Source organism: Streptomyces sp. HUAS MG56, from assembly GCF_058673395.1.
The window spans coordinates 4970882-4986283 of the sequence record NZ_CM178722.1 but is presented as its reverse complement, the minus strand read 5'-3'; the positions used below and the strand labels follow the sequence as shown (position 1 = coordinate 4986283).

The 15402-nt window shown below is 73.4% G+C and carries 15 protein-coding genes; 6 read left to right on the top strand and 9 right to left on the bottom strand.

Annotated features, from left to right (window positions below; all coding sequences use genetic code 11):
- From AC4OXY_RS23550 to AC4OXY_RS23540, 3 genes are all read right to left on the bottom strand, one after another.
- Positions 1-666 (bottom strand): pyridoxine/pyridoxamine 5'-phosphate oxidase, encoded by a 666-nt coding sequence (locus tag AC4OXY_RS23550; protein WP_491994586.1) that lies wholly within the window; start codon positions 664-666, stop codon positions 1-3.
- Positions 667-702: 36 nt separating this feature from the next.
- Complete coding sequence (locus AC4OXY_RS23545; RefSeq protein WP_491994585.1) at positions 703-1128, bottom strand: pyridoxamine 5'-phosphate oxidase family protein; 426 nt, start codon at positions 1126-1128, stop codon at positions 703-705.
- Between the two features lie 83 nt (positions 1129-1211).
- Positions 1212-2384: a thiolase C-terminal domain-containing protein gene (locus AC4OXY_RS23540; protein WP_356020069.1), complete on the bottom strand. Its 1173-nt coding sequence runs from the start codon at positions 2382-2384 to the stop codon at positions 1212-1214.
- A gap of 107 nt (positions 2385-2491) precedes the next feature.
- On the opposite strand from AC4OXY_RS23540, the gene AC4OXY_RS23535 reads away from it, so the two are divergent.
- Positions 2492-3676, top strand: coding sequence for an acyl-CoA dehydrogenase family protein (locus tag AC4OXY_RS23535; protein WP_491994584.1), 1185 nt, complete (start codon positions 2492-2494; stop codon positions 3674-3676).
- Positions 3673-4143 carry a nitroreductase/quinone reductase family protein gene (locus AC4OXY_RS23530; RefSeq protein ID WP_356020065.1) on the top strand — a complete coding sequence of 157 codons (471 nt, stop codon included), beginning with the start codon at positions 3673-3675 and terminating at the stop codon, positions 4141-4143. The genes AC4OXY_RS23535 and AC4OXY_RS23530 overlap by 4 nt, the downstream gene beginning before the upstream one ends.
- Here AC4OXY_RS23530 and AC4OXY_RS23525 read toward each other — a convergent pair.
- On the bottom strand, positions 4133-4765 hold the full coding sequence (locus tag AC4OXY_RS23525; RefSeq protein WP_356020063.1) for a LysE family translocator: 633 nt from the start codon (positions 4763-4765) through the stop codon (positions 4133-4135). The two genes, AC4OXY_RS23530 and AC4OXY_RS23525, sit on opposite strands and share 11 nt — an antisense overlap.
- 82 nt (positions 4766-4847) lie before the next feature.
- On the opposite strand from AC4OXY_RS23525, the gene AC4OXY_RS23520 reads away from it, so the two are divergent.
- Positions 4848-5300 carry an Lrp/AsnC family transcriptional regulator gene (locus AC4OXY_RS23520; RefSeq protein ID WP_356020060.1) on the top strand — a complete coding sequence of 151 codons (453 nt, stop codon included), beginning with the start codon at positions 4848-4850 and terminating at the stop codon, positions 5298-5300.
- Positions 5301-5375: 75 nt separating this feature from the next.
- Here AC4OXY_RS23520 and AC4OXY_RS23515 read toward each other — a convergent pair whose 3' ends face one another.
- Complete coding sequence (locus AC4OXY_RS23515) at positions 5376-6023, bottom strand: TetR family transcriptional regulator (protein ID WP_356020058.1); 648 nt, start codon at positions 6021-6023, stop codon at positions 5376-5378.
- 122 nt (positions 6024-6145) lie between these two features.
- Between AC4OXY_RS23515 and kbpA the strand changes: the two genes are divergently transcribed.
- Together kbpA and afsK are read left to right on the top strand one after the other, a co-directional pair.
- Entirely contained in the window at positions 6146-6940 is a 795-nt protein-coding gene (gene kbpA, locus AC4OXY_RS23510; protein WP_376287548.1) for an AfsK-binding protein KbpA, read from the top strand.
- 198 nt (positions 6941-7138) lie between these two features.
- Positions 7139-9493, top strand: a complete 2355-nt coding sequence (gene afsK, locus AC4OXY_RS23505; RefSeq protein ID WP_356020056.1) for a protein serine/threonine kinase AfsK — start codon at positions 7139-7141, stop codon at positions 9491-9493.
- A 140-nt stretch (positions 9494-9633) separates the two neighbouring features.
- Here afsK and AC4OXY_RS23500 read toward each other — a convergent pair whose 3' ends face one another.
- The 3 genes from AC4OXY_RS23500 to AC4OXY_RS23490 are packed head-to-tail and all read right to left on the bottom strand — an operon-like array spanning position 9634 to position 11980.
- Entirely contained in the window at positions 9634-10410 is a 777-nt protein-coding gene (locus AC4OXY_RS23500; protein ID WP_402062701.1) for an enoyl-CoA hydratase/isomerase family protein, read from the bottom strand.
- Positions 10407-10814 carry a Zn-ribbon domain-containing OB-fold protein gene (locus AC4OXY_RS23495; protein ID WP_376287544.1) on the bottom strand — a complete coding sequence of 136 codons (408 nt, stop codon included), beginning with the start codon at positions 10812-10814 and terminating at the stop codon, positions 10407-10409. The genes AC4OXY_RS23500 and AC4OXY_RS23495 overlap by 4 nt, the downstream gene beginning before the upstream one ends.
- 11 nt (positions 10815-10825) lie before the next feature.
- Positions 10826-11980 carry a lipid-transfer protein gene (locus AC4OXY_RS23490; RefSeq protein WP_356020048.1) on the bottom strand — a complete coding sequence of 385 codons (1155 nt, stop codon included), beginning with the start codon at positions 11978-11980 and terminating at the stop codon, positions 10826-10828.
- Between the two features lie 95 nt (positions 11981-12075).
- Here AC4OXY_RS23490 and AC4OXY_RS23485 point away from each other — a divergent pair, with 95 nt between their 5' ends.
- Positions 12076-13704 carry a FadD3 family acyl-CoA ligase gene (locus AC4OXY_RS23485; protein WP_491994583.1) on the top strand — a complete coding sequence of 543 codons (1629 nt, stop codon included), beginning with the start codon at positions 12076-12078 and terminating at the stop codon, positions 13702-13704.
- A 741-nt stretch (positions 13705-14445) separates the two neighbouring features.
- On the opposite strand, the gene AC4OXY_RS23480 is transcribed toward AC4OXY_RS23485, so the two are convergent.
- On the bottom strand, positions 14446-15396 hold the full coding sequence (locus AC4OXY_RS23480; RefSeq protein WP_376287542.1) for a hypothetical protein: 951 nt from the start codon (positions 15394-15396) through the stop codon (positions 14446-14448).
- Positions 15397-15402: the final 6 nt, after the last annotated feature.

Genomic DNA, 15402 nt, shown 5'->3' with positions numbered 1-15402 from the left:
TCACGGCCACAGCAGCCCCTTGCTCCACCCGAACTCCGTGCTCCGGTACTCCAGCCGCACGTGCCGGCGCTCCGGGTCGCCCTGGAAGAACTCCACCGTTTCGGGGTGCAGCCGGTACAGGGTCCAGGTCGGGGACGGCTCGGCCGGGTTGGCGCGGGCGCGGTCCCAGGCAGCCTCCGAGGCCCGGCGCAGTTCGGCGACCGAGGCCAGCTCCTCGCTCTGGCGGCCCGTGAGCGCCGCCGCCAGCGCGCCCGTCGAGCGGGCGTGCAGGTCCGCCTGGCTCTCGGTCGAGGGGGCCGCCGTCACCGGGCCGCGCACCCGGACCTGGCGGCCCAGCACCGGCCAGTAGAAGGCCAGGGCGGCGTGCGGATGGGCGGCGAGGGCGCGGCCCTTGCGGCTGGTGCGGTGTGTGGCGAAGGCCCAGCCGTCCGCGTCGGCGCCGTGCAGCATCACGATCCGTACGTCCGGCCGCCCCTCCTCGTCCACGGTCGCCAGCGACATCGTGTGCGGCTCCGGCTGCCCGGCCGCCACCGCGTCCGCGAACCAGTCGGTGAACAGGAGCAGGGGCGTCGGCGGGGCGGTGCCGGGGTCGAAGGGGGGCAGTGTCGTGGTACCCGCGTCCCACACCCGCAGCGACCGCAGCAGCGCCGGGAGATCAGTTGCCATGTCCTCCATGGTCACACCCGCAGGCCGGGCCCCTGCTCACACCTGACCGAGGTCCGACGACACCCACCGCTCGGGGCGCATGTGGACCACCACCTGCTCCCCGTGGTTCTTCCAGGCGAAGTCGACGTAGCCGGGCACCTTCTCGGCCGTCAGATAGCGTGCGGAGATCTCCCGGAGCCCCTCGATCGTCGCCGGGTCCGTCCTCACCACCGGGCCCTCCACCGACACGTACCGGATCGTCGGCTCCAGCCGGTCGACCAACAGAGTGAACCGGCCCGCCTCGCCGATCAGGCCGTACTTGCGGGACTCCCGCCCCGTCATGATCCAGACGTCCCCGCCGGGCTCGTACCAGTACCAGATCGGCACGGTCAGCGGGGCCCGCCCCGGGCCCGCGTCCACCGCCAGCGCGGCGACGTGCGGCTCGGCCAGGAACGCCTCGCGCTCTGCGCGGCTCAACGCCATGTCGGTCTCCTCCGGCTGTCCGGTGTGGGGCCGCGGTGACAGCGGCCGGTACGGACCGTCTTCCCGCACCGCCGCCCGGCCGATCAGTTCCGGCCGAGCACCACCGTCCCGGACGAACAGAACCATCCCCCCGTCCCCGAGGCGACCCCGAGCCGGGGCGGCTGCCCGTCCCGGCCCCGCACCTGCCGCTCGCCCGCCTCCCCGCGCAGTTGCCGTACCGCCTCCGCCAGCAGGAACAGGCCCCGCATCCCGGGGTGTTGGGCCGACAGGCCGCCGCCGTCCGTGTTCACCGGCAGTTCCCCGCCCCGCACCAGCAGCCGCCCCTTCTCCACGAACGCCCCGCCCTCGCCCTTCCCGCAGAAGCCCAGGTCCTCCAGGGTCACCAGGGTCATGTAGGTGAAGGCGTCGTAGATCTCCGCGAAGTCGATCTCGGCGGGGCGCACGCCCGCCCGCTCGAAGGCGAGCCGGCCGCTCACCGCCGCCGGGGAGACCGTGAAGTCCGCCCACTCGGACATCGTCGCGTGCGAGGTGTGCTCGCCGGTGCCGAGGATCCAGACGGGGGCCGTACGGCAGTCCCGTACGTACTCCTCGGCCGCCAGCAGCACCGCCGCACCGCCGTCCGAGCGGATGCAGCAGTGCAGCTTGGTGAACGGGTCGGCGATCATCGGGCCGGCCAGGACGTCGTCCACCGTGACGGGGGTGCGGAACATCGCCTCCGGGTTCAGGGCGGCGTTCGCCCTCGCCTGCACCGCCACCTCGGCCAACTGCTCGACGGTCGTGCCGTGTTCGACCATGTGGCGGCGGGCGGCCATCGCGTACTTGGCGATCAGCGTGTGGCCGTAGGGGACCTCGAACTGGAGGGGGCCGCGCGCGCCGAAGGACAGGTCGCCCGTCCTGCGGCCCGCCTTGATGTCGGCGCGGGCCGTGGAGCCGTAGACGAGGAGGACGGCGTTCGCATGGCCCGCCGCGATCGCGTCCGCCGCGTGCGCCGCCATCACCTCCCAGGTCGAACCGCCGACCGAGGTGGAGTCCACCCAGGTCGGGCGCAGGCCCAGATACTCGGCGACCTCGACCGGCGCCAGCGTGCCGAGGCCGGCGGAGGCGAGGCCGTCGACCACCGCGCGGTCCAGTCCGGCGTCCGCGAGGGCGCGGCGGGCCGCCTGCGCGTGCAGGGTGTACGGCGTCGCGTCGGCCACCCGCCCGCAGTCCGACAGCGCCACCCCGACCACGGCGACCTTCCGGCTCCCGGCAGTCATACGGTCCTCCGTCCCCTGTGCATCTCGCTTCGGCGCTTCTAATATGACGGACCGTCAGATCCGGTGGAAGAGGCCGGGACGAGGCAGCGAAGAGGCAGGGGAAAGCCATGGACACGCGTCTCACCGCCGAACAGCACGAGATCCGCCGCACCCTGCGTGAACTCCTCCACAAGCGCTGCGGCCCCGAGGAACTGCGCGCCGCACTCGCCGCCCCCGCCGGACACGACCCCGCCCTCTGGACCGCCCTCGCCGACCGGCTCGGCCTGCCGGGGCTCGCCCTGCCCGAGCGGTACGGCGGGATCGGCTGCCCGGTCACCGAACTGGCCCTCGCCTGCGAGGAGACCGGTCGCGCGCTCGCCCCCTCCCCGCTGCTCGCCACCGCCGTGCTGGTGGCGCCCCTCGTGCTCGCCCTCGGTACGGAGGCCCAGCGCTCCGGGCTGCTGCCCCGCCTCGCCGCCGGCACCCTCACCGCCGCCCTCGCCGTACCGGGCACCGGCCTCGCCACCGCGCTCGCCCTGACCGGCGACAACGGCGGCTTCTCGGCCGGCGGCGGCCGGGCCGGCGGTGTCCAGGCCCGGCGCGCGGCGGACGGCTGGCTGCTGTACGGGCAGGCCGACCAGGTGCTCGACGGGCACAGCGCCGGACTGCTGCTCGTCGCCGCGCACACCGGCGGCTTCGCCCGCGCCCGGACCCGGCTGTTCCTGGTGCCCGGCGACGCGCCGGGCCTCGTCCGCGCCCGGCAGACCGCCCTCGACGCCACCCGCCCCCAGGCGCGCGTCCAACTGCGCGACGTGCCCGCCGAGGTGCTGGGCGAGGAGGGCACGGAGGTGCTGTCCGCCCTCGCCGGCCTCGGGGACGGGGTCGCCGCCGTGCTCGCCTGCGAGGCCGTCGGGGCGGCCGACCGGGTGCTGGAGCGGACCGTGGAGTACGTCGGGCAGCGCGAGCAGTTCGGCCGCCCGATCGGCTCCTTCCAGGCGGTGAAACACCGGCTGGCCGAGGTGTACGTGGCGGTGCAGGCGGCCCGCTCGGCCGCGTACTACGCCGCCTGGGCGACCGCTCAGGGGGAGCCGGCCGGCGGGCTGGCCCTCGCCCAGGCCCTGGAGGCGCTGCGGCTGGCCGCCGCCGAGGGCATCCAGCTGCACGGCGGGATCGGCTTCACCTGGGAGCACGACGCCCACCTGTACTTCAAGCGGGCGGCCGGGGACGAGCTGCTGTTCGGCCCGCCGCACCGGCTGCGGGAGCGGGCCGCCGAGGCCGCCGGGCTGTTCGGGCGCGGGGAGGTGGCGGTGTGATCGGCGTCCGGATGGTGCAGAAGGTGTCCTCGACGCGGGGGTTCGCGAAGGTCGCCCCGCATGTGATCCCGGCCCTCGACCGCACCGTGCACCGGCTCACCCGGGGCAGGGTGCTGCTCAGCGCCCAGATGCTGCCCGGGGTGATCCTCACGTCCACGGGCGCCCGAAGCGGGCTCCCCCGCAGGACCCCGCTGGCCTGCATGCCGGAGGAGGACGGACGGAGCTGGCTGCTCGTCGGCTCCAACTTCGGCCGTCCGGGCCATCCGGCGTGGACGCACAACCTCCTCGCCCATCCGGATGCCTCGATCAGCTGGCAGGGGCGGGACATCCCGGTGGCGGCCCGGCTGCTGACGGGGGAGGAGAGGGCGGCGGCCTGGCGGTCGGCCGTCGCGTTCTGGCCGCCGTACGTCGCCTACCAGGAGCGGGTGACGCGGGAGATCCGACTGTTCCGGCTGGTCACAAGGTAGCCAGGCGCTCCGCCAGCAGGATCGCCCCGATGCCCAGCATCGCCGCTCCCGACGTCCGCGTCACCGCCCGGGCCGCCGCCGGCCGGGCGGACAGCAGGGCGCGGGCCAGGACGCCCACGGTGAGATAGACGGCCGCGCAGCACGCCATGTGCAGCAGGCCGAGGGCCGCCGTCTGGGCCGGGACCGGCAGACGGGTGCCGCGCAGGGTGAGGAACTGGGGGAGGACGGAGAGGTAGAGCAGCAGGCCCTTCGGGTTCAGACCGCTGATCGTGGCGCCCCGGAGGAAGAGCCGCCCCCCGGCCGCGTCCGGGACCGCGTCCGGGGCCCCGGACGCGACGGGTACGGCCGGGCGCCGCAGGACCCCCCACCCCAGCCACAGCAGATACCCGGCGCCCGCGACCGTCAGCGCGGTCAGCAGCTTCGGCGAGCCCGCCACCAGGACCGCCAGGCCCGCCGTGGCGAGGGCCGTGTGCAGGGCGTACCCCGAGACCAGGCCCGCCACCGCGCGCGGCACCGAGCGGCCGCGCAGGGCGGTCGCGATGACGTACGCCCAGTCGGCACCCGGTACGCACACCAGCAGCAGGTCCACGGCGAGGAAGGAGAAGAGCAGTCCCGAATCCATGCCGGTGACATTAGGTGGGAATGGCCCGAAAGTGTTCCCGATGTTTTCCCGTGATCGCGTGGTTCGGGGGAAGATCTGCCGTATGGACGACGTGGACCGGAAAATCCTTGCCGAGCTCCAGCAGGACGGGCGGCTGACCGTGACGGAGCTGGCCGCGCGGGTGCGGCTGAGTGTCTCGCCCTGTCACCGGCGGCTGCGCGAGCTGGAGCGCTCCGGCGCCATCGAGGGCTACCGCGCGGTGGTGGACCCGGCCGCGCTCGGGCTGAACTTCGAGGCGCTGGTCTTCGTGTCCATGCGGCAGGAGGACCGGGACACGGTGGCCGACTTCGAGCGGGCGGTCAGCGAGCTGGAGCACGTGCTCGACGCCCAGCGGCTCTTCGGCGAGCCCGACTATCTGCTCCGCATCGCCACCGCCGACCTCGCCGCCTTCCAGCGGCTGTACGACGACCGGCTCGCGACCCTGCCGGGCGTGCAGCGGCTGACGTCGACCCTGGTGATGAAGCACGTCGTACGGGACCGGCCACTGCCGGCGTAGCACGGCAGGCGGCAGCTCATCTCGATGAACTACCGCCTGCCAGACAGGACTTGGGAAAGGGAAAGGAGGAGGGGGTTACTTCGTCGGCTTCTTTCCCGTCACGCCCAGGTGGACCAACAGCGCCAGGTTCGGCTTCAGTTCGGCCTGTTTCACGCCCCAGGACGAGAAGCCCTTCTGGTGGGCCGCCACCGCCGCGAGCATCGCGACCAGCGAGCCGGCCACCGCCGCCGGGTTCACGTCCTTGTCGACCCTGCCCTTGGCCTGGAGTTCGGCGATGGAGTCCGCGAGGGAGTTGTTCACCGAGTTGAGGATCTTCATCCGGAGCTTGTAGAACCGTTTGTCCCCTTCGGCCGCGCCAAGGTCGACCACCCGCAGGATGGCGTCGTTCTTCCGCCAGAACTCCAGGAATCCGTCCACGAGCTCCTGCGCGGTCTGCCACCCGGACTTGCCGGCCCATGACCGCCCTTCGAGCAGCTCGGTCAACCCGGCGCCCTCGGTGGCCATTTGCTCGGCGATCTCCAGGACGGCACCTTCGACGTCCGGGAAGTACTGATAGAAGGTCGCGGGCGAAGTGCCCGCTTTCCGGGCGACATCGATGACCTTGACGTCCCGGTACGGGGAGGAGCTGAGCATCTCGCTGAGGCAGTCGAGCAGCTTCTGCCGGGTCGCCTGCCCACGCCGGCCGGCCACGCGGCCGTCGACGGTACGCACTTGTCCTGTCATGCCGTCAGCTTACCGAGGGGTGATCGGAGCGCGATTCGGCCGACTGCAAATGGGGTGCACGGGGGCTCTGAGGGTGGTGTGCCTGGTCTGCGGGGTGCGGGCGGCCCGGTTACTTTGGCGGCATGGCCGAAAACAGGGCATCCGCGAACGAAGCGCCGGATGAGGCGGAAGAGGTGGTCGAGGGGGAAGTGGTCGAGGCGGCAGGTGCGGATGAGCCGTACGGGGAGGGCGTGCCCTGCTGGGTGGACGCCCAGCTGCCCGACGTCGAGGCGGGCAAGCGCTTCTACGGCGAGCTGTTCGGGTGGTCCTTCGAGGACGCGTACGGCTCCTCGGTGTGGGCCCGGCTGGACGGACGGCCGGTCGCCGCGCTCGTGCCCAAGACCGACGGCAGGATGCCCACCGTCTGGACGGTGTACTTCGCCACCCCCGACGCCGCTGCGTTCACCCGGCGGATCCTCGCGGCCGGCGGACAGGTGGTGACGGCGCCCACCCCGCTGGGCGACCTGGGCGCCGCCGCTCTCGCCGCCGACTCCGAGGGCGCGGTGTTCGGCCTGTGGCAGCCGGGCCGGCACCGGGGCTTCGGGGTCCGCCGCGAGCCCGGCAGCTTCGTCTGGGCCCAGCTGTACACGCGCGACATCTCCGCCGCCAACACCTTCTACGGCACCCTCTTCCACGACGCCCTCTTCGGTGCGGGCGCCGAGCCCGACTTCGGGCGGGCCGAGGTCACCGAGGTGTTCCCGGCCGAGATGCCCCCGCACGTCCTCGCCCACTTCCGGGTCGCCGGTCTGGGTGACGCGCTCGGGGCCGTCCAGCGGCTCGGCGGCCGGGTGCAGGCGCCACCCTTCGAGACGTCGTACGGAGCTGTGGCGGTCGTCACCGACAATCAGGGGGCGTCGTTCGCACTATTGCAGCGGTGATCCGGCCGACGCGGCGGCGATCCGTCAGCTTTGGTCGGATTAAGTGCCAGACACCCCGATATTTCGCCGGGTTCGCAACGAGCCGCCCGGCCAGGAAGAATCAGGGTGCGTGCCGCCACGGCGGTGCGGTGGTGAGACGCTGCACGTCGGTCGCGTACATATGGGGTGGCGCGGCCAGTACGGGGAGGTGGCAGGCAAGTGGTGGATCAGCTGACGCAGCACGATCCGCGGCGGATCGGGCCGTTCGAGGTGCTGGGGCGGCTGGGCGCCGGCGGCATGGGGCTGGTCTATCTCGCGCGCTCGGCGTCCGGCCGGCGCGTGGCGATCAAGACAGTGCGCACCGAACTGGCCGAGGACCAGCTCTTCCGCGTCCGCTTCACCCGTGAGGTGGAGGCGGCCCGCGCGGTCTCCGGGTTCTACACGGCCGCGGTGGTCGACGCCGACCCGCGCGCCGCCGTGCCCTGGCTGGCCACGGCCTACGTGCCCGCGCCGTCCCTCGAAGAGATAGTGAACGACTGCGGGCCCCTCCCGGCCCAGGCCGTGCGCTGGCTCGCGGCGGGCGTCGCCGAGGCCCTCCAGTCCATCCACGGCGCGGGACTCGTGCACCGGGACCTGAAGCCGTCCAACGTGCTCGTGGTCGAGGACGGCCCCCGGGTGATCGACTTCGGCATCGCGTCCGGCGTCTCGAACACCCGCCTGACCATGACCAACGTCGCCGTCGGCACCCCCGCCTACATGTCCCCGGAGCAGGCCAAGGACTCCCGCAGCGTCACCGGCGCCAGCGACGTCTTCTCGCTCGGCTCCATGCTGGTCTTCGCGGCGACCGGCCACCCGCCCTTCCACGGCGCCAACCCGGTCGAGACGGTCTTCATGCTGCTGCGCGAGGGCCCGGACCTGACCGGCCTGCCCGACGAGCTGCGCCCGCTCATCGAGGTCTGCATGCAGATGGAGGCCACGGGCCGTCCCTCCCCGGCCGACCTCCAGGCACAGCTCGCACCCCATCTCTTCGGCTCCGGCTCCGACGACAGCGGCACCGCTTCGGCCTGGCTGCCCGAGAAGGCCGTCGCCCTCATCGAGTCCCGCCGCGGCGGCGGCCGCCCCGCCCCCAGGCCCGCCACCCCGGCCGGCACCGGCGGCGGGCGCAGCGGCGGCGGCCGTCCGGCGGTCCCCCCGCTGCCCTCGTACGACCCGCCCGTCCCCGCCCCGGCGCCCGCCGGTGTCCCGGACGCCGGCCCGGTCCGCCTCGCCGGCGCCCAGGTTCCCATCGGCCCCGGCCCGCGCGTCGCCGACGCCCGCGCCGCCGCCGTCAAGGCACCCCCGCCGGAGGCCGGCCTGGTGGCCACCTGGTCCCGCCCGCGCCCCGGCGTCGCCGGCGCCGGCGACGACCTGCCGGCCGCGCCGCCCGTGCCCCCGGAGACGGCGAGCGGCTGGCGCCCCTGGCGGTTCCGCATGTCCAACGACGTCTGGGGCACCCCCACCGTGGGCGGCGACCTGGTCTACGTCACCTCCTTCGAGGTGCACGCCCTGGACGTGGCCACCGGCCGCCGGCGCTTCAAGACGCGGGACGTCGCCTGGTCCATGGCCGTGGCGGACGGCCGTATCCACGCCTCCGACGGCCCGACCCTGTTCGCCCTGGACGCCCGCGAGGGCGGCGACCTGTGGCGGCTGTCGACGGACGCCTGGGTGTACTCCCTCAAGGCCGACCACGGCACGGTCGTCACCGGCACCCGCGGCGGCGGCGTCCAGGCCTGGGAGGCCGCGACGGGTCAGAAGCTGTGGGAGATCAGCGGCTGCCAGACCGACTTCGAGTCCCCCGAGGCCGGCCCGCTCGTCCACGACGGCACGGTCTACGTGTGGCAGAACGCCCGGCTGCGCGCCCTGGAGGCCCGCACCGGCGAGGAGCGCTGGTCGTACCCGGTCGGCGACGCGGCCTCCTGCGGCGGCGTGCCCGTGCGCCTCGCCCCGGCCGCCGACGGCTACGTCTACGTCTCCGCGGGCACCCGGGTGATCGCCGTCGAGGCGGCGAGCGGCATGGTCCGCTGGCACTTCGAGTCCCCGGCCGTCTTCCTGAGCCCGCCGACCTTCGCGCCCGGCCCGGCGGTCACGGGCGGCGGCGTCTACCTCGCCGACTACCTCGGCACGGTCTACGCCCTCGACGCCACCGACGGCCGTGACCGCTGGCGCATCGCGACCGAGGCCCGCTCCTCGATCGAGCCGGTCCTCGTCGCCGCCGGCCACGTCCACGTGGGCAGCGGCAAGGCCCTCTACACCCTGGACGCGGTCACCGGCACGCCCAAGTGGCGCTTCCAGGCGGGCGGCGACGTCGTGGGCGCGCCCGCGGTGGCCGAGGGCCGCATCCACTTCGGCTCCACCGACCACCTCCTCTACACCCTCAAGGCCGACGACGGCCGGCTGCGCTGGAAGCTGGCGACGGGCGGCGAGATCACCGGCTCCCCGGTGGTCAGGGACGGCGTGGTGTACGCGTGCAGCAAGGACCGGTGCGTGTACGCGCTGGACGCGGAGAAGGGCACGGGCACGGCGCGGACGGCGTAGCGCGGCCTCGCCCGGCGGCGTGCGTGACGGCCGTCGTACCGGTTGTCACGGAAAGGGCTCCGGACGGCGGCCGTCCCAGGGCTGACGCTACCCCCGGCCCCGGACACCCGCCATGCGGTGCCGCCGGTGACGACGCACGGTCACCGCACCCGGAACCCGCCCGTCCGCCGCCCCGCGAACAGCTCCGCCTGCCGCTCGGCCGGCAGGTTGCCGAGGGCGATGAGGTGCGGCGCCTGCGCGAACGCGTGCGCCAGCGCCGCCTCCCGCGCCGCCCACAGCGCCCGCACGGTCCCCTGCACTCCCTGCGCCGGATACCCGGCGATCACCCCCGCACAGCGCACCGCGGCGGCCAACGCCCCGCCCTCCTCGGTGACTTCCGACACGAGCCCGATCTCATGGGCCCGCCGCGCGGAGACCCGTTCGGCGGTGCCCATGAGCATCATCCGGGCCGCCTCCCCGTACGGCATCCGCGCGGCCAGCAGCATGGACTCGTACGCGCTGACCATGCCGTACGAGGTGTGCGGATCGAAGAAGACGGCGCTGGCGTCGGCGATGACGAAGTCGCACTCGCCGAGCAGATAGAAGGCACCCCCGCAGGCCATCCCGCGCACGGCGGCCACGACCGGCTTCCACAGGTCGTTCGCCTTGGGCCCGAGCCGCAGCAGCGGATCGTCCTGCATGTACGGCGACGACGGCTGCGGCACGACGACGTCCCGGTCGATCCCGGTGCAGAAGGCCCGCTCCCCGCCGCCGGTGAGCACGACCGCCCGCACCGCGTCGTCGACCCTGAACTCCCGCCACACGGCGGTCAGTTCGCGCACCATCTCCAGATCGACGGCGTTGAGCCGCGCGGGCCGGTCCAGTGTGACGACGGCGACGCCGGTGTCCTTGTCGACGTCGACCCGGACGGTGTTCACGACAGGACCCACTGCGGGAGGCCGCCCGCGAACACGACATGCACCCGCGCCCCGATCCGCAGCCGCCCCGGATCGAGGGAACCGAGAGGCGCCCCGGCCCGGCTGACCACATTGCCCACGAGCCGGATGCGCGGGGCGTCCTCCAGCTCCACCACGACGACGTTGTACGGCGCCTGCTCCGCGTACGCGGGCAGCAGCGGCGGATGCGGCACCACGTACGACCAGATCCGCCCCCTCCCGGACACCGCCCGCCACTCGCTCGCGAACGACTGGCAGTGCGGGCAGCAGGGGCGGGGCGGGAAGCGGAGCTCGTCGCAGTCGGCGCAGGCCTGGACGCGCAGTTCGCCCCGGGCGGCGTACTCCCAGAAGGGGGCGCCGTCGGCGTCGGTGACCGGGGTCAGCATGGTCGGCTCCTTCAGTTCCTGAGGAGGAGGGCGGAGGTGGGCACGCCCTCGCCGGCGGTGACCAGGCAGGCGGCGGCGCCGGGCACCTGGGCGGTGCTGGTGCCGCGCAGCTGCTTCACCCCTTCGGTGATGAGGTTGAAGCCGTGCACATAGGCCTCGGAGAGCCCGCCCCCGGAGGTGTTGAGCGGCAGCCGCCCCCCGATCTCGATCGCGCCCCCCTCCGTGAACGCGCCCCCTTCCCCCCGCCCGCAGAAGCCGTACCCCTCCAGCGAGAGCGGGACGAGGGCGGTGAAGGCGTCGTAGATCTGCGCCACGTCGACGTCGTCCGGGGTGAGGTCGGCCTGCTTCCACAGCTGCCGGGCGGTGCTCCAGGCGGGCCCGGTGAGCGGGTCGTCGTTCCAGTAGTTGACCATCCCGTGGTGCTGGGCGGGCAGCCCCTGGGCGGCGGAGTGGACGTAGACGGGCCGCTGCCGGCAGTCCCGCGCCCGCTCCCTGCCCACGACGACACAGGCGAGCGCCCCGTCCGTCTCCAGGCAGTTGTCGAAGAGGCACAGCGGCTCGCTGATCCAGCGGGCGGTCATGTACATCTCGCGGGTCAGCGGCCGTTCGTACATCACGGCGGCCGGGTTCTGGTTGGCGCGGTTGCGGCAGGCGAGGGCGACATTGAAGAGATGGTCGCGGGTGGCGCCGTACTCGTGCATGTAGCGGCGGGTGAGCATCGCGATCTCGTCGGCGGGCCGCAGCAGCCCGAAGGGCCGGGTCCACTGGGCGGGGGTGGGCAGTTGGACGGTGGTGTTCGTCCACGGCCGGGGCCCGCTGCCCCGCTTCCGGGACCGCCATGCCACGCCCACGGAGGCCTGCCCGGAGGCGATGGCGGCGGCGAGGTGCGCGACGGTCGCACAGGAACCGCCCCCGCCGTACCCGACCTTGCTGAAGAAGGTCAGATCCCCGAACCCGACCGCCTTGGCCAGCTCGACCTCGTCGGTCTCCTCCATGGTGTAGGAGGCGAGCGCGTCGACCTCGCCGGGCGCGATCCCGGCGTCGTCGAGCGCGGCGAGCACGGCCCGGCAGGCGAGCGTCTTCTCGTCGTCCGGCAGGTGCTTGGCGAACGAGGTCTGCCCGATCCCGACGACGGCGGTGGCGTCCTTCAGCCCGGCGGCTGCCATGGTGTCCCCCTCATCGCGTCCCCACACCTGACTGTACGTCAGATTACAGTTAATCTGACGGATAGTCAGGTACGAGATGGTGAAGGAGGCCTGCCATGGGCGACTGGGGGACTGTCCCGGAACTGGTGCGCTGGTCGGCCGAGCGGTACGCGGACGGCGAGGCCGTGGTGGACGGCCGGACGAGGATCACGTACGCCGAACTCGGCGCGCGCGTGGACCGCTCGGCGGCCGCCTGCATCGCGAGCGGCGTACGGACCGGCGACCGCGTCGCCGTCTGGGCCCCCAACTCCCTGGACTGGATCGTCGCGGCACTGGGCGCGGTGAGCGCGGGCGCGGTCCTCGTCCCGCTCAACACCCGCTTCAAGGGCGCGGAGGCGGCGGACGTACTGCGCCGCAGCGGAGCCCGGCTGCTCTTCGTGACGGGCACCTTCCTCGGCACGTCGTACGTGGCCTCCCTGCGCCGGGCGGCGGGAGTGGTCACGGCGGCACCCGGCACCGACGCGGGCGCCGGCACCCGGGCCCCCCTGCCGGGCCTGCCGGAACTGACGGACGCGGTGGTCCTGTCGGAGGACGCACCACCGGAGTTCCGGACGTGGAAGGACTTCCTGGCGGCCGGGGAGGGGGTGTCGGAGACCGAAGTGCGGGCGAGGGAGGCGGAGTTGTCCGCCGATTCCCTCTCGGACATCGTCTACACGTCGGGTACGACGGGCCGCCCCAAGGGCGCGATGATCACGCACGGGCAGACACTGCGGGCGTACGGCATCTGGGCCGACCTGGCCGGCCTGCGCGCCACGGACCGCTACCTCATCGTCAACCCCTTCTTCCACACCTTCGGCTACAAGGCGGGGGTGATCGCCTGCCTGACGCGCGGGGCGACGATGATCCCGCAGCCGGTCTTCGACGTGGAGACGGCGCTGGCGAACATCGCGGCGGAACGGGTGTCGGTACTGCCCGGCCCGCCGACCCTCCATCAGTCGTTGCTGGACCACCCTTCCCGGGACGCCCACGACCTCTCCGCCCTGCGCCTGGTGGTGACCGGCGCGGCGGTCGTGCCGCTGCTCCTGGTGGAGCGCCTGCGGGGGGAACTGGGCGTGGAGACGGTTCTCACGGCGTACGGCCTGTCCGAGGCGAGCGGGGTCGTCACGATGTGCCGCCGGGGCGACGACCCGCTGCTGATCGCCTCGACGTCCGGCCGGGCGATTCCGGGCACGGAGGTGAGGGTGGCCGACGCGTGGGGCGCGCCGGTGCCGGACGGCGCGGCGGGCGAGGTCCTGGTGCGCGGCTTCAACGTCATGCAGGGCTACTACGGCGACACCGAGGCGACGGCGGCGACGATCTCACCGGACGGCTGGCTGCGCACGGGCGACGTGGGCGTCCTGGACGCCTCGGGCAACCTCCGCATCACCGACCGGATCAAGGACATGTTCATCGTCGGCGGCTTCAACGCGTACCCGGCGGAGATAGAGCAACTCCTCGCCCTCCACCCGGAGGTGCGGGAGGCGGCGGTGATCGGCGTACCGGACGCACGGCTGGGAGAGGTCGGCAAGGCCTACGTCGTCCGCCACCCGGGCTCCCCCCTCACCGCCGACGACCTGATCGCCTGGTCCCGCCGCGAGATGGCGAACTACAAGGTGCCGAGGGCAGTCGAATTCGTCCCCGAACTGCCGAGGAACGCGAGCGGGAAGGTACTGAAGGGGGAGCTGCGGGGGAGGAGACGAAGGTAGGGGGTTGAGCTGATCCGGGGTCGGAGAGGTTGCCCTTGGGCCGCCCGCTTCTCTCTCAGTGTCGTGCTTCCGCGAGGTGTGTAAAGGGCGCTCCCGTTCCGCTGCGCTCCACTCCCGCGTCGGCTGCGCCGATGGCCCTGCGGGCCACCCTTGACACACCTCGCTCCAGCACGCGGAAGAAGCGAGCGTGCAGCCCGGGGAAAGTGGGCGCCTTACCGGGGTTGGCCCCCGAGGCCTACTGGGCAGTCGCCGTGGGCTGCGGGTGCGCACCCGCGCCTCGCCTGCACGCCGGGTGGGGGCGGCGGCTTGCGGGTTGGGGGAGGCTGGGGGAGGGGGGCGTCCCTTCCCTTCGGCCTCATCAGTCACACCACTCCTACCAGTCACGAGGAATGGGGAAGTTGGATGATTTGGGCGCGTTGGGGGTGGGAGGGGGACGGATAGGGGCGGTCGGTGCGGGGGCTGGCGGGGCCGTGGCCATGGGGATGGCCCAAACCTTCCAAATGCTCCCCGATCCCTGCCATCCGAGTCCGCTCAGGTCCGCGCCGCCTCCCAATCCGCCTGGACCCCGATTCCCCCACCCCCCACTCGGCCGCAGCCGCTGAGCCAACGCGGCGTCCCCGCCTGCTGATGCGCCTCCACCCTCATCCGCTGCCGCCGAGCCCACCCGGTGCGCCCCTCCTGCCCCGGCCCGCGACGCGAGTGACGGTAGGGGCACGCCGGTCGGGGCCCCCGGCCCCACGGTCACTTGGAGGCACCGGTCAGGTCGGCCAAGGTGGACCTGATCTCCTCGACCATGTACGCAGGGCGGTGGAAAACGTCCTCGGCGCTGAAGCGGAGGAGGCCGCGGATCTCCGGGCACCGTAAGAGCTGGTTGAAGCGGGTGATGTCCTGGCGGTGGGCGTCACGGGTGGCGTGGTAGACGTAGCCCTCGATCTCCACGCCCAACCCCGCAGCCCGGAAGAGGAAGTCGAGGGTGCGGCGGCGTCCGTCCGGTGTGCGCACCTCGGCCTGGCTCTCGGGGTGAAGAGCGGCGTCGTATATGCGGAGTCGGGCAACCGTCTCCGCCGGGGAACCGGCGAGCGGGTCGCACAGGGGCAGCCAGCGCCGGGCCCGGGCCGCCCCCTGAGCCTGCCCAGCCGACTCCAGCGCGGCGACGATGTCGTCCCACCGGGTGAGCGGTGCGCGGCGGACGTGCCCGACCCTGCGGTAGGTCAGCGCCGAGTCCGCTGCGACGACCGCCTCGTCCCTCGGACCGCGTCGGAGCAGGTCGGTGACCGTGCGGGTGGGGTTGGTGAGGCGCAGTCCCTGCCGTTCCACCACGTCGGTCGGGTCGATCTGGAGGCGGTGTACGTGTACGTCGCTGCTCAGGCGGCGGAGGGTGAGCTGGGGGTCGGTGAACTCCAACGGTGCCTTACGGCTACCACGGCTGTCGCCGAGCAACTCGATGTGCCAAAGGGTGGCCGCCGAACCATGGCTCACGATCAGCCGGGGTTCACGGAACAGCACCGCCCGGAGCCGAGTGAGCAGGTCCGGGCTCTGCCCCGGCTCCGCCCAGGCGCCGTGCCGGAGTTGGGTCCAGCCCTCCGCGCGCAGCGCACGCGTGAGACTGCGCCGGGGCCAGCCGGCCTCGACGGCACGTGAGGTGAGCAGGACGCCCCTGTCCGCCAGCGCCCTCAAGTCCCTGCGCTCCACCAGGGC